Source organism: Aestuariivivens sediminicola (assembly GCF_022662015.1).
Classification (GTDB): domain Bacteria; phylum Bacteroidota; class Bacteroidia; order Flavobacteriales; family Flavobacteriaceae; genus Aestuariivivens; species Aestuariivivens sediminicola.
The window spans coordinates 45,583-70,059 of record NZ_JAKMCM010000004.1 but is presented as its reverse complement, the minus strand read 5'-3'; the positions used below and the strand labels follow the sequence as shown (position 1 = coordinate 70,059).

Genomic DNA, 24,477 nt, shown 5'->3' with positions numbered 1-24,477 from the left:
CAAGGACAGGGCGGCAGCATAACGACTCATTCCGGTATGACTAAAAACGGAATCCTGATATGAAATCCCAGTTTTTTAATCACCGGTTCATGGGTGATGCGCTCTATAAAGCTATGGGCGTAATTGACCATCGCCAGAATACTGATATCATATTCCTTTATAAAATCATTGATTTCTGTTGTTTTATCATCGTATTTTGGGAGCCAGTGGAATTCGCAGGTGTAACTATTCAAATAGTATTTCAATTTGGTGAGATTATACTCTTGGATATCAGTGAGCTTTTCCTCTTCATTAATGTGCATAATCCTAATCCTGGCATCATACAGATCTGCCAATTGCTTGATACCTTTTAGCTCTTTATTGCTGTAGAAGCGATTGTAATCAGTGGGAAAGCCAATCTGTAAAGGCCGCGTAAATTCGCAGGTTTCCGGAATGATTAAAACCGGACATTGTTTTAAATTATTTACCAGATGAATGGTATTACTGCCAAAAAATACTTCTTTAGCTCCACTGGCACCTTTGGTTCCCATGACTACCAGATCAATTTCCTGTTCCTTAACCGCTTTTTTTACCGCATCTATGAGATTATCCCGACTCAGGATAATCTGGAACTCGTGATTGCTGTTGGCATCGGTAGTTTCAACGAGTTTCTCCAATTCCATAAGCCCTTTTAAAGCATCCTGCTCAATGGATTTCAAAATTTTATTCGAAAATTGGGATAGGGTCGATATCTGTACGAAAGTGGAGTTTAAAAAATAAAACGTACAGTACTCATGCTTAAAAAGTTTTAAGGCATAGACAATAGCATTCCAGGCATTATCTGAAAAGTCGGTCGGCAACAGTATTTTCCGTTTCATGGGTTCTCGTATTTAAGGTGTTACATGGCCTCGGGAATAACCAAAAATGGCACGTTAAGGTGAAAGCCTATATGATTTATGGTGGATTTGAAGAACAGTTTTTCGAAAAAGGAATGCCTGTTTTTCATCATAACCAACAGGTTTATATGTGTCTTTAATTGAAACTTAGAGATGCCTTCTTCGACCGTTTGATTGCTGACATGGTAATGCAGATGGGCGATATCCTTAAGATGCTTGTTAAGGCGTCTCTTATTCTTTTTCTGAGATTCTGATAAGTCGTATCCGTAAGTGGCATGTAAAATATTTATTTTCGAATTGTAAAGGGCGACAATATCGATCAGGGGCTTTAGATGTTTGGCTTTGAAGTTAATTTTATAGTCTGTAGGAAATAAAACAGCTTCGGGCTTTTCGAATGAATAATTGTCCGGAATGGCTAATATGGGGCAATTCATATGCTTCATGGTATGCACGGTATTGCTTCCAAATAACAGTTCCTTAACACCGGATGCTCCCTTGGTTCCCATAATAACATAATCGATCTGCCTGGCCTCAACCAAATCTTTAATTTCCGTCACCAGTGTGTTAAAGGAGGCCACCTCCTCAAAGCTATGCCTGGAGCTGGGTAATTCCTTCAGAATCCGATGCTTTAAGGTATCCAGGTTTGTAATGGCGTTGTCTCTGGCATAATTTTGCATACCGAATTGAGAAGGTTCTCCCAACACATATTCCAAATGGTAAATTTCGGGCGTATAGGTATGGAGTAAATGGAATTTACAATCGGCATGTTCAAAGAGCCTAATGGCATATGCGATGGCATTCCATGAGTTTTCGGAGAAATCGGTAGGAAGAAGTATGTTTTTCATGAGCTTTAATTTTAGAATTGAACAGGTATCTAAGTTCCCCTGTTTTGTAAAATGAGATACGGGATGTCTAAGGTCATGGTAATCTCATCCAGAATGGTATGGAATACGATGTCGTCGAACGACAGGTGTCTTGAATTGACGAGAACAAGCAGGTCTATAGTATTGTTCTTGATATATTCGGTTACCGCATCGACAATAGCCTTGGTACTGGATAGTTTAAAATTAATTTGATTTTTCCCCAATTCTTCCCTGAGCAAGCGTTGATTATCCTTTTGATGTAGGGATAAGGTTTCACATTTCGAATTGTAGAGCACATCAATTACGGCCCCGTGCATATAGGCTAAATCACAAAGCAGTTCCAACTCCCTTGTTTTGTAGGGTATTAAATAATGGGTCGGAAAAAGAAAGTGTTTCGGTGAGGCATAAACGGCGTGCTCCGGAATGACCAGAACAGGGCATTTAACAAATTTTATCACTTGAGGTGTATGACTGCCGAATGTTATGGGTTTTGAATTATGGTCGTCCTTGGAACCCATAACAATAAGATCTATATTATGAGCATCAACGAAGCTGTCAGCCTCCTCGAGCAATGTTTTGTCAGTTGATATCACATGATACTTATGTCTTGAATTCGGAAATTCAGCGGTCATGGCCTCCACAATACCTTCTAATTTCTGTTTGGAGAGGCGACCCGCACTGGGGAAAAGGTTATCAAAGTGTGAGGCATTAGACAGAGTTTCGGTGTAAATAGCATCCTGGTAGGCATGCATGATAAAGAACTCGCAAATCGCCTCCTTAAACAAATTGACAGCATAGGGGAGTATATGATCTGAAAAATCGGTTAAAATCAATATTTTTCTCATGGGCCGATGAAATTATCTTTAAAGTTAACCACTACAACACCCCAAAGCAATGATAAATATCAGGTTGAAAGCAGTCCTTTCAATACATTTTCATCTAAAGCATATCAATAAAAAAGAGGGATGTCAATGATCACCCCTCTTTTTCTTCACCAATTTAATATATGCGAAATGATTAATAGCTGCGGTAAAAAGAAACAGGAAGTTTTATCTTCCTGTTTCCATCTTAGAAATGTCTGATTTTATTAACCTTCCTTTTCAAATCCTCAATATGCCTCGATAGAGTTACATTAATTCTTCAGATAGTCAATACCGCCAAACACTCCTAAAAAAGTGTTTCTAATTTTCATCTTAAAAACACCTTATTTTTACAAGAAACAGGAGATCGAAATCTCCTGTTTCCCCAAAGTGTTTAATCTTACTAATTAACGCTCGGTTTTCTTCAATAAAGTTTTATTACAAAATCAATACTACTGGGTTTTCCTGCTAAATAATACTTTCAAACACTTTGATAGGTTTTATCATTTTTCAATAACAAAGCCTAGATTTTAAGATAACTATTATGTAAAGAACGTTTTATATAGCCCCTAATGTAAATTAACTTTTACATTAAAAAAATGATATTTATCAGTTTCTGGAATTAAATCGGAATAATATTGTATGCCACGTTTAACAAAAACAATCCGGTAAAAAATAATAAGGTATAAATGACCTGCACCAATTTTATGTTAAGTAATTCCAGCAGCGCTACAGTGCGTTTTGGGAACACAAAAAGGAATAGTCCCAAAAAGATTGAAATCCAGCCAATTATGGTAATAATGAATTTCCAGTTCGGTTCCCAGATGTTGTGAAATAAGATATTCAACAGGCCCACTAAAATGGCCATAAAGGATGAAACAATTAGAAATTTTTCATCTTTTAAATCATTAAATATTTGTTTTATTCGCTTAGGGTTCAGGCTTAAGATGAAGAAGAATATGATAAGATACCATCCCCAAAACTTTGCCAAAAATAGTGACGTATCCATAATGCCTTAATTTATTTCATGTAATACCAGAAAGGGTATATTAATATGATAACTTATTTTTTCGATTTTGGAATGAAACAATATCTGCTGACAATAATTCAAATTTTTGGCCACCATGCAGATTAAATCAATCTTTCTGTTCTCGACAAAGCTTTGAACCGCATTTTCCAATTTTGAATTGCTCACATAGTGAAAACTTGAATCTGTGTTATTGAAATATTCCTGTAATGTTTCACGATTCAGTTGTTGTTCGGTATTTAAATTTGTTTTGTTCTTACTCATGTGAAGGATGCGCAATGCGGCCGTATTGCGATCAATGATCTCCAGAAGGGGACGTAAAATATTCAAATTGTAATTCAAGGAAAAGTCGGTGGTAAATACTATTTCATTGATGTTCCGGTATTGGGCCTTCTCCGGAACAGCCAGCAGATTGCATTTTACCTTTGTAATGACATCGCCCGTATTGCTTCCAATAATTATTTCCTTAATGCCTGAAGCACCTTTGGTTCCCATGACTATGGTGTCTATGTTCTTCTGTTCCACATGCCTTCGTATGGCATCGATAAAAAAATCATAGTCGGACAAGCTGTAAAATCGGTGATAGGGTTGTATATCAGGTAACTCTTTTTGTATACGCTTAATTAATTTGAGTAATTTTTCTTTCGCAGGTTTCTTATGTACCGCTTCTAAAACCTCCTGATCTGCAATGTAAGGCGAACCGTCCATGATATCTTCCCTTACCCTGTGAACATGCAACAGATAAAAATTGCATGGGATATTATCATAAAATTGAATCGCATAGCTTATCGCATTCCAGGAATTCTCTGAAAAATCTGTGGGTAGTAAAATGTTTTTCATCAAACTGTATCTTTTCCTACTAAATTAGGTGGAAGATATCTCAGCTGAAATGATATTCATCATTTTAGATTAATAGCATATCATTTCAGGTGATGCTTTTTAGTTTTTCAAGATCAATTACTTTTATATTCCTGCCTTCCGCTTTAATAATACCCAGCTTTTTGAACTCTGTTAATGCCCTGATTAATGTTTCGGGTGCAATTCCAGCCACACTGGCCAGATCACTTCTGGAGATTTTTATGAGATCATCGGGCCTGCGATTTATTTTTTCAGCAAATTTTAAAATGGTAGAGGCTGTTTTTTTATTTACCGTTCCATAAGCCATTTCAAGGAGCTGTTCTTTAATTGTAGATAAATCCTCTGTTAACAGTCCTATAAGTTCTAATACGACCTTATGATTTTTACTCAACAGGTCATTGAACTCCAAAATGGAAATACCATGTAATGTGGTATCTGCAATGGCCACTGCGGTTTCCTTATGCGGAATCGTATTTGTAAACGAGGTATACCCGAATAAATCATCCTCCTTGTATAAGGCAGTGACCAATTCCTTTCCCTGTTCATCGATCCTAAAGCTTTTTACAGTGCCGGTGTCGATTAAATAGATGTAATTAGAGTGATCGCCTTCACGATAAATAACATCATCCTTGTTAAATTCAAGTTCGATGCCATAATCGGCAAAAAAGTTCTTTAAGTCGTTGAGGGTCTTGATTTCATCCTCTTCAACAGAGATGCTATTGCTGTATGCATCAAAACCTTTTAATTCCTTTAAAATAGAAACCTTTGCGAGTCGACTCTCAATGGCACTTATAAGATCGTCCTCTGTAAACGGTTTTGTTATATAGTCGTCTGCTCCCAAATTCATACCTTTTCTGATGTCCTGACGTTCTGTTTTTGCAGACAGAAAAATAAAGGGAATAAACTGAGTTGTTTTTAGTTTCGATAACCGTTCTAATGCCCCGTAACCGTCCAATTCGGGCATCATAATATCGCAGACAATAATATCAGGTAAATGTTTTTTAGCCATTTGAACACCAATCTTTCCATTGGAGGCTGTAAACACCTTATAGTTTGAAAGCTCTAATAGTTCTGCTGTATTTTCCCTAAGAACCGCATCATCCTCTATGAGTAAAACAGTTTTCATTGTTGTGCTCTATTTGGAAAGGCTATTACAAATGTCGTCCCCTTGTTTTCTTCGCTTTCAAAATATATGGAGCCACCCAGGTTCTCAAGATGATTCTTAACAATATTCAAACCGATACCGGTACCCTGAATATTAGTTACGTTGTGGGCTCTGAAATACCGCTCAAAAATGTGTTTTTGATCCTCCTCCGGAATACCAAATCCATTGTCCTTTACAGTCACGGTGGTCGTTTTTTCATTCTGCCTGACATATAACTCAATGGTCGATCCTTCAGGGGAGTAGTTCACGGCATTGTACAATAGATTCGACAGGATCAGCTGAATTATTTTTTCATCCTGGTAAAGGGATAAGTCATCAATGTCCTCAGGATATTTTATTTGCTGTCCTTCCTTTAAAAGCATATTGGCATCGTACACCACTTCATTGACAACCTTACTGAGTTTAAACTGGTCGAACCTATAATTTACTTTACCTGTTTCGAGTTTTTCAACAGAGAGAAAGTCGTTTATGATGTTATTCAAAAAGTGAACTTTATCATCTATCGTTTTAATGTGTTTCTCTCTTTTTTCCTGTTGTTCAGTTAACTGGTATTTACTCAGGAGCTCGCTGGACGTTAAAATGGCACTTAACGGCGTTTTAAATTCATGAGAGACCAGTGATAAAAATTTGGTTTTTAATTCGTTGAGTTCTTTTTCTTTGTTCAATGCTATTTCGAGCTGATGTGTCCTTTTTTCAACTTTCCTTTCGAGTTTTGTCGTATAGTTCTTTCGTTCGGTAATGTCGAGGATGATAGCCGTAAATACATCCTTTCCATTCAAGGTCGATAATTGTAAATGCACTTCAACCGGATAGGTCGATCCATCTTTACGCCGATACATACTTTCAAATTCTAATTTCTCGACATTCCCTTTTAACAATACATCAATGAAATTTTTAAACTCGGGCTCCTCTCCATTTGCAATTAAATCTATTGGAGTCATTTCTTTTAATTCGTCCAAACTGTACCCAATGTTTTTCTGAGCACCATAGTTCACATTGATGAATTTTAAGGTTTCGGCATCAAAAACATAAATTTCATTTAAGGATTCATCGAAAATGGAAGCGAGATGCACCCGTTCCTCTTCTTCTTTTATGCTTAAGGTGATATCATTTAAAATACCAATAAAATTGGTAACAACACCATCGCCATCTGTAATGGGAAACACATACAGATCATTCCAGAACATGCTGCCGTCCTTCTTATAATTCCGTAATCGGGCCTGGCAGCTTTCCCCATTCTTTATGGCTTTTCTAAGGGCATCAAGGCCTTTTTGCTCTGTGTCTTCGCCTTGTAAAAAGCGACAGTTCTTATGAAGAATTTCTTCCTGAGTATACCCGGTAAGCTTTTGGAAGGTGGAATTAAAATAAATTACGGGATTGTCGTATTTCAACGCATCAGTAATCACGATACCATTGTTGGAAGATTGCAAGGCCTGGGTTCTTAACATGAGATTTTTTTTAATCTCTTTTTTTTCAGAGATGTCCTTTATCAATCCGATGACATAGGTTTTATCATAAATTAGAAACGGATTTAACTCTATTTCTATAGGGAATATGGTACCATCTTTTTTTAGTGCATAAATATCTGAGGCTTCGGTCATTTTACGGCGTTTACCCCGTTCAATAAATTTTTTGAAATACGTTTTATGATTTTTGTGATAATTGGAAGGGATGAGTAAATTGAGGTCCCGGCCCATTAATTCTTTTTTTGTATACCCAAAAATACCTTCAAAGGCAGCGTTGACCTCCATTATTCGCTGATGACTATCTACAATGATAGCCCCTTCAGAGATCATTTCTAACAGAATATTAAATATTTCCTGATCTTGTTGAAACATAAAAGGACATGATTTCGGATAGTACTTAAAATATACTAAATAAGGGCTTTTTTATCTTAAAATGTATGACTTATGTCATAATTAAAAGGTATCCGACAATTTCAACATGCGACTCGATTATTTTATAACGTTGCTCTTTGATTAGCTAAGGATTTTAACACATTTAGAGACCAACTGTAATGTGAATTCATCGCACTCTTTAGGTAATGCGCGGTTAGAGTTAAATGAGCGGACCAAATACAGACCGGGCATGGCACGCCATAATGATGAATATCATTTTATAAAAGGCCTCATCAACCTACCTTTATAGACTACTATTATAAATATTAATGTCATGAAAAATCTATTTATTATCATTTTGTTATGTCCGCTTTTCGCAGTGTCACAGATAGCGGAAGAATTGGATTTCATTGCACCCTTTAATGATGGGGTCGCAGCGGTTAAAAAAGATAATTCCTGGGGCTTTATTAACCATGAGGGACAATTGGTGATTGATTTTCGGGATGATTTGGTTACATCCTACGTTGATGGTTCTCGATATCCTGTTTTTAGTGATAACCGATGCTTATTCACCACAAAGAGAGACGGGATTACCTACTTTGGTTATATCGATAAAACCGGTAAAACGGTCATAGAACCCATTTTCCTAAATGCTTTGAATTTCAACAATAACAAGGCTCTTGCTCTGCATATTTTGAAGGAAGAACTCGGAGATAATGATGTTTTGGGGAAACATGTGGTTAACTATAAATATTTCGAGGTGGTCCTGGATGTCAATGGAAACATTACCTACTACCTAAATCCCAAGGGCGTGAATGTCATATTGGATAAGGCCTATTTAAATTCGCCTCCAGAAGTGACTTCAAAACACATTTCCGAAAACCTTTTTGCTGTTCAATCCGAACATAAAAAATGGCATTTGGTTACAACAACTATGGAAAATGGTTTGAAATGAAAGCAAACCTGAATTTAGGTCGTATTGCAGGAATTAAGATACTGGTGCACTGGACCTTCTTTTTTTTAATTGCCTGGATTGTATTCATCGAATTAAAGCACGATGGTAATGCAGGTCGTATATTTTTTAACATTGTATTGCTGTTATCCATTTTTGCCTGTGTTGTATTACATGAGTTGGGACATGCTTTAACCGCAAGACATTTTGGAATTCGCACAAAAAAAATAACTCTACTGCCCATTGGTGGTATGGCGAGTTTAGAGCGTATTCCGGAATCCCCCAAGCAGGAGCTCCTGGTTACTCTGGCAGGCCCCTTAGTCAATGTTGTCATTGCTTTGTTATTGTATATAATTATTCCGGTAGAGGCCTTAATGAAGTCCAACTTTACGGAAACTTTTGAGATTTTAATGAGTTTCTCCTTTCAAAATTTTCTGTTTTATTTGTTCCTGGTGAATCTGGGATTAGTCCTTTTTAATGTTATACCGGCCTTTCCAATGGATGGCGGACGTATTCTACGCGCTTTACTAGCCATGAAAATCTCACGTGTAAAAGCCACAAAAATAGCCGCTAGCGTCGGACAGTTCTTTGCCTTACTTTTTTTATTGATCGGTCTGTTATATTCTCCTTTTTTGGTTGTTATAGCCCTGTTTATTTATCTAGGAGCCTTTGCAGAAAATCGATTTGTTCAACATTTGGATGTATTGAAAGGTCATAGCGTTGAAGAAGCAATGATCATAAACATGACCACTTTTGATCCTGAGGACCCTTTGGATAAGGTCGTAAACACAGTTATTTCAGGAACAGAAACGAATTTTATTGTTGTAGAGGATCATAAAATAAAAGGGATTTTATACCTTGAGCATATTATCGGTAATTCCAATAAAGATGTTTTGGTGAAAGATGTTATGGTGACACAATTTAAAACGGTCAAAAATACAGACCCTCTCAATGACATCTATAACATTGTCTTTTCCAATAAAAAAGCCTTTATACCAGTTACAAAAGAGGATAAAATTGTCGGTGTAATTGATGCCATAAATTTAAATGAATACCTTCTTTTACAGCAAAAATTAGCCTTTTGATTATGAAGCATGTTCAGTTGATAACTTTATTCTTACTGCTTTTATCATGTGGTAGTAAAGATGAGGGTACTTATCCTCAGGTGAAGTCCTTAACCGAATTGGTTTATTCGTCGGTTACGGTGCAGCCGGATAGTTTATATCAGGCCTATGCCATCGTTTCAGGGATACTTGACCGGAACTTAGTCGAGGAAGGTGATGTGGTTTCTGAAGGGGATACGCTGCTTCAAATTATTAATAATGCCCCTAAGCTTAATGCATTAAATGCCAAATACAGCCTGGATTTAGCCAGAGAAAAATACAAGGGCAAGGCAACGGTTCTGAATGGTATTCATGACCAGATTAACGCTGCTACCTTGCGATACCGGAATGATTCCTTGAATTATTTCAGACAGAAAAAGCTTTGGGAGCAAAATATTGGGTCTAAAATTGAATTCGACACCAAGAAATTAGCCTATGAACTCTCATTAAACGAACTGCACAGTCTTCAAAATACCTATGAACAAACCGAAAACGAACTTGAAACAGCAGTAAAGCAGTCGGAGAACAATTACCGAACCGCCTTAATAGGTACCCGGGATTTTTCTGTAAAAAGTAAAATAAATGGGAAGATATATGCGCTTTACAAGGAACCCGGTGAAATCGTCAACACCATGGAACCCCTGGCATCAATTGGAAGTGTCAACAATTTTGTCATTGACATGCTGGTAGATGAAGTCGATATTGTCTGTGTTACACCTGGTCAGGACGTTTTAATCTTTTTAGATGCCTACGAAGGCACCTTGTTTGAGGGACATATCTCGAAAATTTACCCCAAGAAGGACGAACGCAACCAGACCTTTAAGATAGAAGCTGTCTTTAAAAATCCTCCAAACGTACTGTATCCTGGACTTTCCGGTGAGGCCAATATCATTATTTCAAAGAAAGACAGTGCATTAACCATTCCGAAGGCCTACTTAATAGATGGCAGCATGGTTAAAACCGAAGAGGGTTTAATTGCGGTCGGCACAGGATTACAAAACCTGGAATTTATTGAGATTACATCAGGAATATCGGAGGATACTTTTATTTATAAACCGCAGTGATGACCAATTGGCCTTTAATTTTAAGTATTTCCAAGACCCATTTATTGACAAAAATAAAACAAACGGTCATCGCCTCCCTAGGTGTTACCTTCGGTATCGGATCCTATATTACCTTGGTTTGTTTTATGACGGGTTTAAATGGTATGTTGGATGATCTCATCTTAAATCAAACACCACATATTCATATTTATAATGAAATTGAACCCTCTGAACAGCAACCTGCAGATGTGTTCGATGCGTTTAAAAACAGCTTCAATGTGATACATTCCATCAAGCCGAAATTAAGTCAGAAAAAAATACACAACGCCAGGCCACTTGTAAAATATCTGAATGAGGATCCTCGTGTTTTAGGCGCCATACCTCAGGTGAAAACCCAAATTTTTTATATTGCCGGATCCATTGAAATAGGAGGTAATCTAACAGGAATACACCCGCTTGACGAAGCCAGGTTATTTAGAATGAGCGATTATATTGTGGATGGTTCGGCCGAAGCTTTACATCAGACCGATAATGGTATTATTCTGGGTATTGGAATCGCAAAGAAGATGTCTTTGAAAATTGGTGATCGCGTCCAGGTCAGTCCGATTAATGGCGGAATATTTTCTTTGAAAATAGTGGGATTCTACCAAAGTGGCATTGCCGATGTCGATGCGATTCAAAGTTTTACAACCATCAAGACGGTGCAACGTATTTTGGGCCAAACCAATAGTTATATTACCGATATTAATGTCAAACTCCACGATATTGAGGAAGCCATTCCATTGGCGAGGAAAATTGAACAACAATTCAACTTAAAAGCAATTGATGTTAAAACCGCCAATGCCCAATTTGAAACGGGAACGACCATAAGGAATCTCATTACCTATGCTGTTTCTATAACATTGTTGATTGTAGCCGGATTTGGAATTTACAACATACTGAACATGCTCATCTATGAGAAAATGAATGATATCGCCATATTAAAGGCTACGGGGTTTTCGGGTAAAGATGTCCAGCTTATTTTTATGAGCCAGGCCATGATCATCGGATTTATTGGTGGGATACTTGGGTTACTCATTGGATATGGCTTAGCCAGTCTAATTGATACGATTCCTTTCGAAACAGAGGCATTACCCACTATTACAACCTATCCGATAAATATGAATCCCCTGTTTTTTTTAATTGGCTTTTCTTTTGCCATGCTATCTACTTTTTTAGCCGGTTATTTACCATCTAAGAAATCAAAGAAAATAGATCCGGTTCAGATCATAAGAAGACAATAAAATGAGCCCTGTACTCGAAGCAAAACATATTCATAAATATTTTAAGAAGCCTATTTTATTTCATGTGCTGAAGGATATAAATTTTAAGGTTGATAAGGGTGAGTTCGTTTCCATTATGGGCAAATCTGGCTGTGGTAAATCTACCTTATTATACGTGTTATCGACTATGGATACGGACTATGAAGGCGACCTCTTTTTAAACAATAACCGCCTTACAAATCAGAGCAGAGACCAGCTTTCCTACATTAGAAACAAACACATCGGATTTGTATTTCAGTTTCATTATCTCTTATCCGATTTTACAGTCCTGGAAAACGTCATGTTACCGGCCAAAAAGCTTGCCGAAAAATCGTATCAGGAAATTGAACATGATGCGATGGAAAAATTAAAAATGCTCAACATAGATCATTTGGCAAAGAAACGGGCATTCCGTATTTCCGGTGGAGAAAAACAGCGTGTGGCCATTGCCAGGGCTTTAATTAACAACCCGACTTTAATCATGGGGGATGAGCCTACCGGAAACTTGGACAGTCATAATTCAAAAAACGTATTCGACATCTTTAAAAGACTGAGTGAAGAGATAGGTCTGTCGCTTTTGGTAGTGACACATGATGAAGATTTTGCCAGACAAACCAATAGAATCATGACAATGGAGGATGGCAAGATCATATCATAAAGTCTTTTAATATGATGTAAATCATTTTTTTTCATCGGTTTGGGTCTTAACTTTCTAGTTCATATTCAAGCACATGTCTTTTATCGATTATTATAAAGTACTTGGTTTATCCAAATCTGCTTCTGAAAATGATATTAAAAAAGCCTATCGGAAATTGGCCAGAAAATATCATCCTGATTTAAATCCTAATGACACCCTCGCCGAAAAGAAATTTAAAGAAATCAATGAGGCCCACGAAGTACTGAGCAATCCGGAAAACCGAAAGAAATACGATCAATATGGCGAACACTGGAGACATGCTGAGGAGATTGAAAAAGAACAACAGCGTTCACATTATCAAAAGCGTTATCAAGGTGAAGACAGAAGCTACACGGAAACAGATTTTTCAGATTTTTTTGAACACATGTTTGGAGGAAGGGCCACGGGTGGTCGAGGGCGGCAGGTAAAATACAGGGGGCAGGATTTCAATGCCAAATTGCAGCTGAACTTAAAAGATGTCTATACTACGCATAAGCGTACCCTTACAGTGAATAATAAAAATATACGAATTACCATTCCTGCCGGTGTTGAGAACGGTCAGATCATAAAAATAAAAGGCCACGGTGGACAGGGCATTAACGGTGGACCGAACGGCGATTTATACATAGAGTTTTCAATAATAAACAATACAAAATTCAAAAGAGATAAGGATAATCTCTATGTGACCGTTGATCTCGATCTCTATCTGGCCCTGCTTGGAGGCAGTTTAATGGTTGACACCTTTAGTGGAAAAGTAAAACTCAATATCAAACCGGAGACTCAAAACGGCGCTAAAGTCAAATTAAGTGGAAAAGGATTCCCAAAATATAAAAAAGAAGGACACTATGGAGATTTGATCATAACCTATCAGATCAAATTACCTACGAACCTTTCCAGCAGGGAAAAAGATTTAATAAAAGAGCTTCAAACCTTACGTTCATGATGGAAACAACTGATCTCATACCAATTCAAATTGTATGTAAATATTATAACATCCCCGTTGCCTTCATTTACAGGCTTCAGGAATTTGAACTGATCGAATTAACGGTCCTGAAGCGTGATTTTTTTATTCATAAAAAAGAACTGAGGAAAGTTGAAAGGATCGTAAGACTGCATTACGACCTGGACATAAATTTTGAGGGAATCGATGCCATAAATAACCTATTGGAACAAGTAAACGCCTTGAAGCAGGAAATCATAACACTCCATAACCGATTGCGATTGTATGAAGATATTTAACCTTTGAAATGGAACAAATTAGAAAATGGATTGCCGAAAACCCTACAATATATAGTATTGTCATCTATGTATTGCTGGCCATATGTGTTCTTATTCTCATCCAGTTGCTCAGACGCTTTTTAAGGAAACAGGTCACAGATACCACCGCCAGATATAAATCCCAAAAGGGGATTGAGATTATTGGCTATATCGTTCTCATATTTTTAACGGTATCCTACTTTACCGGTAACATCCGTGATTTTACGCTGGCTGTAGGCTTATTTACAGCCGGAATTGCAATAACGCTTCAGGAACTTGTGCTAAGTATTGCAGGGTCTTTATACATATTTATCGTCAAGGTGTATCAACCGGGAGACAGAATTGAAATTAATGGCATAAAGGGCGATGTTATAGATGTTGATAGTATCTATACAACGATGATGGAAATTGGCCAGTGGGTGAGTAGTGACAATTATAGCGGGCGTATTGTTAAGCTGAGTAATGCCTTTGTGTTTAAAGGTCCCGTCTATAACTATTCGAAGGACTTTCCATTTATATGGGATGAGTTTAACTTACCCTTCACCTATGATTCGGATATTGAGTTGGCCAAATCAATCGTTATTAAAATAGCGTCTCATGTGCTATCCGAATTCACTGCCAAATCCAAATCGCAATGGAAAGCCGTAGTAAACAAATACTACATTGAAGATGCCCTACTGGATCCAACACTCGCCATTTCTTTAACAGACAATTGGATTGAATTCAATTTGCGTTATATCGTGGATTATAAAAAGAGACGGGCTACCAAGGATGTGCTGTTTAATGAAATTCACAAGGAGGTAAAGCAATCGAACGGAAAGGTGGCATTGGCCTCCACAACATTAGAGCTTGTTAAAATTCCGGAAATAAAAATTGATATGAATAATTCGTAAATGCATATGATTAAGTCGCATATAAACAGCTATTTAACTAACAACTGGCAATTGTCAGTGAACCCATTGAACACCCTGTAATTCAATTAAAAAATCGAATAAGATGCTCACCTTCAAAAACTTTAATATTGCCGACTGGTTTTCATTTTACAGGATCGCAGCTGCACCGGTTCTTTTGGGTTTAATCCTATTGGATGTTCGTTTGATTTTTACATGGCTCTTATTAATAAGTTATTTAACAGATGCCATAGATGGATTTTTGGCCAGAAGATTGAACATTGCCAGTCCCAGAGGTTCTCAGCTGGATTCCTTTGGTGACCAAATCACCTTAATAATTGGTCTTATTGGTTTATTTTATTTTGAAACCGAATTTATTATTACACACATTATTTTAATCCTCATTGCCTTTATACCCTATGTTATTCAGATGATCCTGGCTTATATAAAATATGGAAAAGCCACATCATTTCACACCTACCTTGCTAAACTTTCCGCGGTCATGCAAAGTATATTCATTTTGTGGTCCCTGTTCTTTTACCCAAACCTGACCTTGTTCTATGTCATGATCATTATTGGAATTTTGGAGACTGTAGAAGAAATCACACTTATTTTTCTGTATAAAGACTGGGCTTCAGATGTCAAAGGTATTTACTGGGCCTTACAGGATAAAAGGCGAATGAGAAACGAATTATCTAAATAATGCCTTATGCGAAGTTATTCCTTATTTACTATTTTACTGCTCTGTGTGGCCATTTTAGTGGTAGATATAGTCTCGTTTTACTGGCTTCAGGATATCACGCAACTCATAATTTCGTCGACTTTAAGAACTACCATACATGTTTTATTCTGGTGTTTTACCATAGGACTCATTACGGCCATAATTGTTCTAAAGGTGACACTTGACAATATCAACCCAAGAAGAAAACAACTGTTGATCTCCTCTCTGTATGGCTTAACGGTATCGTCATTTATACCTAAAATAGTATTTGTCATTATCATTTCAATATTATTCTTTGGGAACTTCATTATTGCAGAAAAGGAATCGCAACTGATTGTGCCTCTGATCGGTTTATTATCCGGTTTCTTACCATTTTTTATAATTGTATACGCCATTTTTAAATCTGTTTTTCATTTTAAAGTCCATGGTCATAAACTATTTTTCGACACCTTGCCACCAGCATTGGAGGGTTTAAGGCTGGTTCATATTTCCGATCTGCATATAGGCGGATTTAACTACAGATACAAGATCCTGGAAAAAGCTGTTAAGATCATAAATGATTTACACGTTGATTTTATTTTCTTCACGGGTGATATCGTCAACAACTATGCATGGGAACTTATTGGTTGGGATAGAATATTCAAACAACTCAGGGCAAAAAATGGAAAATACGCGGTATTGGGTAACCATGATTACGGCGATTATTCCGAATGGAATTCTGGCGAGGAAAAAGCAGAGAACTTTCAAAAAATCAAAGATTTTTTTAAAAATGTAGGCTTCAAATTATTGATGAATACAGCTGAGATAATCGCGTTTAACAACGAAAACATTGCCATTATAGGTGTTGAAAATTGGGGGCGTCCCCCCTTTAAACAGTATGGTGATCTCGATCAGGCGATAAGAAATGTAAAGCATATCCCTTTTAAACTATTGCTATCACACGATCCCAGTCACTGGGGTGATGAAGTTATAAAAACCACTGATATTGCATTGACCCTTTCCGGCCATACCCATGGCATGCAATTCGGTCTTAATTATAAGGATTTAAGCTGGAGTCCAATTAAGTACAAATTTAAGCATTGGGCGGGTTTATATAAACATAACCAACAGTATCTCTATGTGAATAGGGGATTGGGATGGATTGGATTTCCCGGTAGACTCGGCATGCGACCGGAAATTACTCTTATAGAGTTTCGGGTAAAATGATTTATATCATTTTATAACTTAATGCTATCCGGTATTTTAGTCTTACATTAATTGATCCTAAAACAATGATTCTAAAACTGGCAAAATCCAAATGCATAAGACTTTTGCGAGATAATTACATCGGGCATCTCGCATATATTTATAAAAACCATCCTTATGTTGTACCCATAACGTATTATTATGATTCAAGTTCACATGCCATCATTGGGTATTCGAGTATTGGTCATAAAATTAAGGCCCTCAGAGAGCATCCCGCCGTATCATTGGAAATCTCTGACATTGCTTCCGTTAACAATTGGAGGTCTGTTGTTGTTTATGGTAAATATGACGAATATCTTGGCAGTACCGCCAAGATAAGTTTACATAAATTTTCGGAAGGTGTCAAGGAGGCCATTAAATTAAAGGAAGGAAAGGATTTAAATTTCCTAAGTGAGTTCTCCAGTAAGATTTACAAAGACGGTATGCCGGTTGTTTTTAAAATTGATATTGATGATATGACCGGACGAGAACGGCAGTTTATTTAATTGAAATCATTCTCTATTTTCAACAAACAGGTCGAAATCAACCCATAAAATAGCAGCACTCAAGCTCTTGCCGAATGCTTAGGATTTGGCTTTCTTTTTTTGTTGCTTCTCTAATTTTCTGAAGTAGCGCCTGGTTAAAAAACTGTGTTTTAACGCTTCCATATTCTGGTTGAACTTATTTGTTCCCTCGTTTATATTAATAAGAGACTGTTCCAGATTTTTAACGAACTCTTCATCATTAAAAAGATAATTAACGGCGCCTTTGCTATTTTTATAATCTTCTATGGTTTCGTTTAAGTTGCTTATTACCGAATTAACACCTGCGGTTGTAGCTTCCAGATTTGTAAGCAAAACACGAATTTTCTGAGCTTCAATTGAATCGTTTAACAAGACACCCGCCACACTTTCCTGAAAGTTGATGGTATTTATAATGGTATTCAGCGATTTCATTGATTTATTCGCTTCAATACTCATAATTCGTAATTGATTTACGGTTTGTTTCAGATTTGAAGACACTACTGTATCGTTGATAAGCATACCGAAGGTCCCTTTACTATCTGCCATGGCATCAGCAATATTTAGCAATTTCGCGGTTAATAAGGCCGCGTTTTCATTGGTTACGTTTAAGGTGTTAAGCATTTCATCTGTACCAATTTTTGTATACGACTGAATCACATCTCCCGGTGCGATCATTTCTGAATCGCCTTTTCCGGGAATAATGTTTACAATCATATTGCCGACCAAACCATCTGTGCCAATAGTCGCTATGGCATCCTTTTTTATGTGCTGTACCATTTTTTCTTCGATTACCATATCAACATTAATGGTAGAATCATTAATCATAGATATCGTTTTTACAGTCCCTATATTAATCCCTGAATAGCGCACATTGTTCCCTTGCATTAAACCATTAACATTATTGAAGTTGGCACTGATATTAAACGTTTTAACAAACATGTTTTGACGATTGCCAATTAAATAAACGGCGACTACAAAAAGTATCAAACCAATGACAACAAATACGCCTAATTTCAATTTTTGGTTATGTGTTTTTTTCATGACAAAAATGATTTATTTAAAAAATGCCTTTACTTTTTCATCATCCGAATTTTTTAAGGTCTCATAATTTCCCTCGAGATAATTAATTCCATCAATTAAGAGAATAATACGTTCAGATACCACACGGGCGCAATCCACATCATGTGTAATGATAAGCGAAGATGTTTTGTATTGACGTTGCACGCGCCTCATGAGTTCGATTATCTCCTTTGAGGTGATCGGATCCAGGCCGCTGGTTGGTTCGTCATATAAGATAATTTTGGGTTTTAAAATTAAGGTCCTGGCCAAGGCAACACGTCTTTGCATGCCCCCTGAAAGCTCGGCTGGCATAAGATCAATAGCATGAACTAATCCCACACTTTCCAATACTTCCAGAACGAGTTCAGTAGGGTCCTTTATCTGAGCAAATTTTTGTTTATGTCGTCGCAATGGGAATTCCAAATTTTCTCTTACGGTCATAGAGTCGTATAAGGCGCTGCCTTGAAACAGAAACCCGATATCGGTACGTAAAGTGTTTAAATCTTCAGGATTAAGGGTACTTATTTCCTTGCCCATGACTCTAATGCTACCCGAATCAGGTTCCATCAGGCCGACCAAACATTTTATCATAACCGATTTACCGGAACCCGATCTGCCCATTATCACTACATTTTCACCTTCAAACAGTTCTAAATTGAATCCGTTTAAAACATGATTTGCCCCAAAGGATTTTTTTAAATCTTTAATTTCGAGAATAGGTGCTTGTATGTTGTGCATCTGAGTCATCATTAGATTTCAAAAAATATATCGGTTATAAATACCGCGATGAAGTCTATTATAAATAGAAGCATAGAAGAGAAAACGACGGCAGAGTTCGCCGCCTTTCCAACGCCTACGGTACCCTTTTCACAGTAATATCCCTTAAAACAACCAACCAAACCAATGGCAAATCCGAAAAAAAAGGTTTTAATTGTTGCCGGGATAATATCTCCAAACTCGAGGGCATTGAACACCTTGTTAAAGTACAATTGAAAAGAGACATCTCCCTTTAGATTTTCTACCACGTAGGAACCATAGAGGGCAATAGCATCCCCTAAAATGACCAACACGGGAAGCATCAGGGTCGCCGCCAAAACCCGGGTTACAACCAAGAAGTTAAAGGGGTTTGTACCGGAAACCTCCATGGCATCAATTTGCTCTGTGACCCGCATGGAACCCAATTCTGCACCTATTCCTGATGCAATTCGCCCTGCAAATGTTAAGGCGATAATAACGGGACCCACCTCTCTAATAATGGATATACTAACCATAGAGGGCATCCATGATTCGGCCCCGAATTCCTCTAAAGTGGGCCTCGTTTGTAAAGTAATCACCAAACCGATGATAAAAGCGGTGACCCCCACCAAAAGAAAGGAGCGATTTCCAACCTGAAAGCATTGTTTTAAAAACTCATTAAACTCAAAGGGTTTCTTGAAGATTTCTTTGAAAAATCTTCTGGCAAAATAGGAGAGTTCCCCAATTTCAATGAAGAATGACCGTATAAGATTTAATTTCAGCATAAAACCTGGATTCCTAAACATTTAAAGTTATGATAAGCCCATTAGATATAAAATGATTAAAATCATTATGCCAGACGGAATCTGTTAATGTCATTTTGAACACTCCGAAAAGTCAGGGGTTATTGCTTAGCGTTACATGGACATATCCATCAAAACTTTAAAACTGATACGCGTCATTGTACACATTCGATTTTGTATGGATATTTAATCTAACACTAAATACATGTATCATGAAAACTAAAGAGGATAACCAATTTGTGGATAAAGTCATAAGGGCACTGCGAAAATCTGCAGTAGAACTAGAAGAATTCCAGGTTAAAGCTGCTTTGGGTAAGGCAGAGGGCCAGGATAAATATGAGGAAGTGAAGAAGAAATTTAATAGCTATCTTCATGAAAGCGAAGAAAAAATTAAAAAAGTAAAGGAAAAAATTGAAGAACTTCATACCAAGTTCGATGAACTTAGAGTGCAACTGGCATTAGGAAAGGCTGAAACAAGGGCAATCTTTAAAAAACAAAAAAAACAATTGCTGTTGCTATTACACGATATTGAGGTAAAAATTAAAACAAACGAGACTTTGAATAGAATGTATGCCTTGACCTTAATTGAGATAGAGCAGTTTAAGATTCAGCTGGAAATATTAGAGCAAAAATTTAAAAAGGACAGCAACACTGCAAAAGATTCATTTGAGAAAGGAAAACAAGATTTCAACTCATTTATCAATTCATTTAAAGGAAAGTATACGAAGAAAAAAGAGGAAACGCGGCTTGAACATTTCCAAAATGAAATCTCTGAGGCCTATGGACATTTCAAAAAGGCATTCTCAAGGTCTTAGATCAAGATAAAACGAAGCAAAATAAAAAGAGCACCACAAATGGTGCTCTTTTCTGTTTTTAAGATAGTCTTATTCATTTTCAGTAATCATAGTCGCCTTTTTTAATATTTCTTAACATGCCGAAGCCCAATATCACGGCAATGGTAAAACTGGTCATTCCCAAAACAGATATACCATTCCATAAAGCGCCTACTTCGAATATAATGAACAGCGCGGCTCCGATAATTAAAGCTACCATCAAAAAGGCAGTAATGAGCTGTTTTGTGATTCTTTGAAGGGTATGAACCATAGGGTCAATGCCTTTGTGAGTCAGATCGACCTTGATTTGCCCCGTATTTATTTTGCGTATGGCATTTTTTAAATCTTGAGGAAACTCATCTATGTAATCGGTAAGTTCAACAAATGAATTCACGATTTTCACCCCCATTTGCAAAGGATTATACCTCCTTGTAACACTGTACCTTAAGTAGGGTTTAACAATTTCGAATTGTTCCAGGTTTGGATCCAATTTATCGAGTACGCCCTCAATCGTAACCAAGGATCGGGCAAATAGGAAGAAATAGGTCGGTACCTTCAGACCATGCGCGATGATGATATCTTTTAGTTCCAACAATACGGTGCTCATCTCATTTTTATGGATATCTCTGACATAATATTTTTCAACGAATTCATTAATATCCAACTCTAATTCCCGACGGTTCAAAATAGGGGCATTATTGGACAATTGCTGTAAAACCCTGATAATCTTTTTGACATCCCTTTCGGTAATGGCCATAAATAATTTTCCGAAAATTAAAATATCCCTGGGGAGCATGCTGCCCATCATACCAAAGTCTAAATAACAAATATGATTATTTGGAAGCACCAGCAAATTGCCCGGATGTGGATCGGCATGAAAAAAACCATATTCAAAGATCTGTTTGAAAAAGCTTATCGCCAGGCGTCTGGCCGTGACCTGAATATCCATGTCATGCGATTTCAATTTGTCAATTTTATCAATTTTAATACCTGAAATAAATTCCAGAGCCAAAACTTTTGAAGTTGTATATTCCTGATACACTTTTGGTGCAAGGGCAAATTGCTCTAAAGACCTATCCTTAGCCAGGTTATTATAAAATCTTTGAACATTGATCGATTCATTTATAAAATCAAGTTCCTTCAATATGGAAACTTCAAAGTTTTTGACCAGGCCCACCGGATCAAAATGCTTTAGAGAGGGTATCCTTTTTTCGATGAGATTTGCAATTCTGTACATGACCTTGATATCCTCGGTGATCACCTCGAAAATACCTGGTCTTTGTATCTTTAATGCAATTCGTTTGCCGGAAGGTAAAGTCACTTTATGTACCTGAGCCACTGAGGCCGAGGCAAAGGGAACCGGTTCGAACCAGGCGAATAAGTTGTCGACATTATCCTTTAATTCGGTTTCAACAACTTCCCGAGCCTCACTTTCCGTCATCTGCGGAACATTATCTTGAAGTTTTTCCAGTTCAAAGGTTAATTCAAGCGGCACTAAATCCGGACGGTTACTCAGGATTTGGCCAAATTTGATAAATGTTGGTCCCAATTCCTCGCAGACTAACCTCATTTTTGCCCATTTACTGTACCTGGCAACACGTCGCTTTGTGGAATCAGGAATGATCTTATGAATCATTCTATAATGATTGTTCTCCTCGAGGTATTGAACAAAATCATCAAATCCATATTTTAAAAGGACCTTTAGGATCTGGTTATATCTGGAAATAGATTTAAACCGCTTTATAGTAGTCATAAGCACTCCCATTTCTATGCCTCTATTTTATTCAGTCTCGCCTCCAACAGGGCAACAGTCTGATCTAATTTTTCAATTTTTTCATTTAAAGCCTTGATTTCATCCAAATGGGTAATGTTCATTTTTTTGTAAAACTTGGCAATTAATTCTTCAATTTTATCATTCAGTTCCTCTTTGAGGTCATTAACTTTTAATATGATCTTATCCATGAATTCAAGTTCATTCCCATTTTCATCCAACATGGATTCCGCCATCGATTTGTTAATGTTATTTTTTCCTTTTTCAGATAGCTCATTTATCCTGTCCAAAAATTTAGTGTCTCGCGCCAAGACATATATACTCGAACTTAATGTGAGTAGTTCTAATATGGTTTTCGTTTTCATAACCTTAATTATTTCGTTTAATCAGTATTAAATGTATTAACAAATTCTCTCATGTAATATGACCTACATCATTTTAGAACGGATGTTTATGTATTAATTTTAAAATGAAAATAGTAACCTGTTTCCCCTTAATTCAATGAAAGCAAATTCAATAATACCCGTCATGACAAAAGAGGTGGTCTCTATTTCCCCAAATCAAGATCTTCTCGACGTAAAACACATTTATGAAAAAAAGAAATGGCATCACCATATTCCCGTTTTAGAAAAGGATAAACTGGTGGGTATGGTAAGTCTGGTTGATTTTATGTATCATATTGCGGGAGCCGGTATAGACGACGATCATGAGGTCTACAAAACCCTAAAGGTTAAAGATATTATGACCCCAAACCCCTTTTATTTGACCACAAAGTCCAGCGTCGAGGATGTGGCAAAAGTCCTTTCAACACAGTACTATCGTGCTGTTCCCATTCTTGAGGATGATAAATTAGTGGGTATCGTCTCAACAGCAGATATCATTAACTATTACCTAAACAACACCTTATAAGTGCTCCACTTCGAACTGTAAGGCATTGCGATCATTGTATCTTACATTTTCCTTTGTTAAAATGTCAATTGGAAGATAGATTTTCCCATGGGGTATTTTCTTTTTAATCAAATAATCTGCCATGAGTTGAATAGATTCATAGCCTTGATCAAAGGGCTTCTGGGATATTAAAAAGGACACCGTTTCATTTTCTAAACAGGCAATATTAGGCGGGGTATTATCAAAGCCTATTAGTTTATATTTTTTTAAAACTAAGGGATCTATGCAGTCAACAATGCGATTAATTCTGCTCGATGGCACAAATATCCCATGAATTGAAGGGTGATCGCTTAGGAAGGTATTTACGGTATCGGCAGTTGCATCCATGTGGCTAAAGTCATCCACTCTCAAAGATAATGGTGCATCATAAAGCTCCTGACTTTCAAAATAATCCTTAAACCCTTTTATTCTTCTTAACACTGTATTATTTACAGTTAAATTGTGTTCAGAATAAACGATGAGATACTTTGCATCCGATTGACCACCGGAATGCATGAGTTTGGCAGCGATATAGCCGGCGGTGTAGGCGTCCTGACCTGTAAAAGCTATATTATTAAACCCCTCAAGGTCAATATTCATAAAGACGTAGGGGATATTAGAATCCTCTAATTCTGTTATCATAAATTTGGTTTCATTTATAAAAAGGGGGACAATAAGCGCCATTGACGGATTGCTTTGCAGCATGGATTTAAACTTACTGGTATAAGAACTTGAATCGTATTGGTCGAATCTGTAGACAGTGACCTGAATACCAAAACTATTGAATTCATTAGAGGCTTTGAGAATGCCCATATAAGGTGATTTCCAAAAGATATCGGAGTCGCTGTGCTCAGGAATCAAAACCGCTATAGTGTATTTATTCTTTGAAGCCAATGCACTGGCAACAGGATTAATGCTGTAATTATGTTTTTTTAGGATGTCTTTAATTTTGGCCTCTGTTCTTTTTGAAACACCACCACGGTTATGCAATACCCTGTCGACGGTACCTTCTGAAACCTGAGCTTCCTTCGCGATGTCCTTTATAGTGATCATATTACAACTGAAATCCTGTTGATGTCCTTACAGATAGATAAACCTATTACCTGAAATTTGATAGCAAAATAACAAAAATAAATGAATAACGTGTGCGCACACAATTTATTTTATATCTT

The 24,477-nt window shown here is 37.0% G+C and carries 26 protein-coding genes; 13 read left to right on the top strand and 13 right to left on the bottom strand.

The features are described 5' to 3' along the window. Positions 1–26 precede the first annotated feature (26 nt). The 7 genes from MR041_RS10210 to MR041_RS10180 form a co-directional block, all read right to left on the bottom strand. Positions 27–857, bottom strand: coding sequence for a universal stress protein (locus tag MR041_RS10210; RefSeq protein ID WP_242093567.1), 831 nt, complete (start codon positions 855–857; stop codon positions 27–29). Positions 858–877: 20 nt separating this feature from the next. Then, on the bottom strand, positions 878–1,720 hold the full coding sequence (locus tag MR041_RS10205; protein ID WP_242093565.1) for a universal stress protein: 843 nt from the start codon (positions 1,718–1,720) through the stop codon (positions 878–880). Positions 1,721–1,749: 29 nt separating this feature from the next. Beyond that, entirely contained in the window at positions 1,750–2,583 is an 834-nt protein-coding gene (locus MR041_RS10200) for a universal stress protein (protein WP_242093563.1), read from the bottom strand. A 637-nt stretch (positions 2,584–3,220) separates the two neighbouring features. Next, positions 3,221–3,607 carry a hypothetical protein gene (locus MR041_RS10195; protein ID WP_242093561.1) on the bottom strand — a complete coding sequence of 129 codons (387 nt, stop codon included), beginning with the start codon at positions 3,605–3,607 and terminating at the stop codon, positions 3,221–3,223. A 6-nt stretch (positions 3,608–3,613) separates the two neighbouring features. Continuing rightward, positions 3,614–4,465 (bottom strand): universal stress protein, encoded by an 852-nt coding sequence (locus MR041_RS10190; protein ID WP_242093559.1) that lies wholly within the window; start codon positions 4,463–4,465, stop codon positions 3,614–3,616. A gap of 85 nt (positions 4,466–4,550) precedes the next feature. Continuing rightward, complete coding sequence (locus MR041_RS10185; protein WP_242093557.1) at positions 4,551–5,609, bottom strand: response regulator; 1,059 nt, start codon at positions 5,607–5,609, stop codon at positions 4,551–4,553. Then, positions 5,606–7,486 (bottom strand): PAS domain-containing sensor histidine kinase, encoded by a 1,881-nt coding sequence (locus MR041_RS10180; RefSeq protein WP_242093555.1) that lies wholly within the window; start codon positions 7,484–7,486, stop codon positions 5,606–5,608. Before MR041_RS10180 ends, MR041_RS10185 begins: the two co-directional genes overlap by 4 nt. Before the next feature lie 334 nt (positions 7,487–7,820). On the opposite strand from MR041_RS10180, the gene MR041_RS10175 reads away from it, so the two are divergent. From MR041_RS10175 to MR041_RS10125, 11 genes are all read left to right on the top strand, one after another. Beyond that, on the top strand, positions 7,821–8,441 hold the full coding sequence (locus MR041_RS10175) for a WG repeat-containing protein (protein ID WP_242093554.1): 621 nt from the start codon (positions 7,821–7,823) through the stop codon (positions 8,439–8,441). Then, a complete protein-coding gene (locus MR041_RS10170; protein ID WP_242093552.1) occupies positions 8,438–9,523 on the top strand; it encodes a site-2 protease family protein in 1,086 nt (361 codons plus the stop codon). The genes MR041_RS10175 and MR041_RS10170 overlap by 4 nt, the downstream gene beginning before the upstream one ends. Positions 9,524–9,525: 2 nt before the next feature. Then, positions 9,526–10,605, top strand: coding sequence for an efflux RND transporter periplasmic adaptor subunit (locus tag MR041_RS10165; protein ID WP_242093550.1), 1,080 nt, complete (start codon positions 9,526–9,528; stop codon positions 10,603–10,605). Continuing rightward, the gene (locus tag MR041_RS10160) at positions 10,605–11,867 is read left to right on the top strand and encodes an ABC transporter permease (protein ID WP_242093548.1); all 1,263 of its coding nucleotides are present in this window, start codon (positions 10,605–10,607) and stop codon (positions 11,865–11,867) included. The genes MR041_RS10165 and MR041_RS10160 overlap by 1 nt, the downstream gene beginning before the upstream one ends. Before the next feature lies 1 nt (position 11,868). Beyond that, entirely contained in the window at positions 11,869–12,543 is a 675-nt protein-coding gene (locus tag MR041_RS10155) for an ABC transporter ATP-binding protein (RefSeq protein WP_242093546.1), read from the top strand. Positions 12,544–12,616: 73 nt separating this feature from the next. Next, positions 12,617–13,504 carry a DnaJ C-terminal domain-containing protein gene (locus tag MR041_RS10150; protein ID WP_242093544.1) on the top strand — a complete coding sequence of 296 codons (888 nt, stop codon included), beginning with the start codon at positions 12,617–12,619 and terminating at the stop codon, positions 13,502–13,504. Continuing rightward, positions 13,501–13,800: a chaperone modulator CbpM gene (locus MR041_RS10145; RefSeq protein WP_242093543.1), complete on the top strand. Its 300-nt coding sequence runs from the start codon at positions 13,501–13,503 to the stop codon at positions 13,798–13,800. The genes MR041_RS10150 and MR041_RS10145 overlap by 4 nt, the downstream gene beginning before the upstream one ends. Positions 13,801–13,808: 8 nt before the next feature. Continuing rightward, positions 13,809–14,711 carry a mechanosensitive ion channel family protein gene (locus tag MR041_RS10140; protein WP_242093541.1) on the top strand — a complete coding sequence of 301 codons (903 nt, stop codon included), beginning with the start codon at positions 13,809–13,811 and terminating at the stop codon, positions 14,709–14,711. Between the two features lie 103 nt (positions 14,712–14,814). Further along, a complete protein-coding gene (locus MR041_RS10135) occupies positions 14,815–15,411 on the top strand; it encodes a CDP-alcohol phosphatidyltransferase family protein (RefSeq protein ID WP_242093539.1) in 597 nt (198 codons plus the stop codon). Between the two features lie 6 nt (positions 15,412–15,417). Then, complete coding sequence (locus MR041_RS10130; RefSeq protein WP_242093537.1) at positions 15,418–16,635, top strand: metallophosphoesterase; 1,218 nt, start codon at positions 15,418–15,420, stop codon at positions 16,633–16,635. 65 nt (positions 16,636–16,700) lie between these two features. Then, positions 16,701–17,159, top strand: a complete 459-nt coding sequence (locus tag MR041_RS10125) for a pyridoxamine 5'-phosphate oxidase family protein (protein ID WP_242093536.1) — start codon at positions 16,701–16,703, stop codon at positions 17,157–17,159. 78 nt (positions 17,160–17,237) lie between these two features. On the opposite strand, the gene MR041_RS10120 is transcribed toward MR041_RS10125, so the two are convergent. From MR041_RS10120 to MR041_RS10110, 3 genes are read right to left on the bottom strand one after another with little or no spacing between them, the layout of a single operon-like run. Further along, the gene (locus tag MR041_RS10120) at positions 17,238–18,218 is read right to left on the bottom strand and encodes an MlaD family protein (protein WP_242093534.1); all 981 of its coding nucleotides are present in this window, start codon (positions 18,216–18,218) and stop codon (positions 17,238–17,240) included. 12 nt (positions 18,219–18,230) lie between these two features. Beyond that, positions 18,231–18,974, bottom strand: a complete 744-nt coding sequence (locus MR041_RS10115) for an ABC transporter ATP-binding protein (RefSeq protein ID WP_242093532.1) — start codon at positions 18,972–18,974, stop codon at positions 18,231–18,233. An 11-nt stretch (positions 18,975–18,985) separates the two neighbouring features. Beyond that, positions 18,986–19,756, bottom strand: coding sequence for an MlaE family ABC transporter permease (locus MR041_RS10110; protein WP_242093530.1), 771 nt, complete (start codon positions 19,754–19,756; stop codon positions 18,986–18,988). Positions 19,757–19,986: 230 nt separating this feature from the next. Here MR041_RS10110 and MR041_RS10105 point away from each other — a divergent pair, with 230 nt between their 5' ends. Continuing rightward, positions 19,987–20,589 carry a hypothetical protein gene (locus tag MR041_RS10105; RefSeq protein WP_242093529.1) on the top strand — a complete coding sequence of 201 codons (603 nt, stop codon included), beginning with the start codon at positions 19,987–19,989 and terminating at the stop codon, positions 20,587–20,589. Positions 20,590–20,668: 79 nt separating this feature from the next. Here MR041_RS10105 and MR041_RS10100 read toward each other — a convergent pair whose 3' ends face one another. Then, on the bottom strand, positions 20,669–22,360 hold the full coding sequence (locus MR041_RS10100; RefSeq protein ID WP_242093528.1) for an ABC1 kinase family protein: 1,692 nt from the start codon (positions 22,358–22,360) through the stop codon (positions 20,669–20,671). 14 nt (positions 22,361–22,374) lie between these two features. Then, entirely contained in the window at positions 22,375–22,743 is a 369-nt protein-coding gene (locus tag MR041_RS10095; RefSeq protein ID WP_242093526.1) for a hypothetical protein, read from the bottom strand. A gap of 163 nt (positions 22,744–22,906) precedes the next feature. Here MR041_RS10095 and MR041_RS10090 point away from each other — a divergent pair, with 163 nt between their 5' ends. Continuing rightward, on the top strand, positions 22,907–23,287 hold the full coding sequence (locus tag MR041_RS10090) for a CBS domain-containing protein (protein ID WP_242093524.1): 381 nt from the start codon (positions 22,907–22,909) through the stop codon (positions 23,285–23,287). Here the strand turns inward: MR041_RS10090 and MR041_RS10085 are convergent. Beyond that, a complete protein-coding gene (locus tag MR041_RS10085) occupies positions 23,282–24,358 on the bottom strand; it encodes a LacI family DNA-binding transcriptional regulator (RefSeq protein WP_242093522.1) in 1,077 nt (358 codons plus the stop codon). The two genes, MR041_RS10090 and MR041_RS10085, sit on opposite strands and share 6 nt — an antisense overlap. Positions 24,359–24,477: the final 119 nt, after the last annotated feature.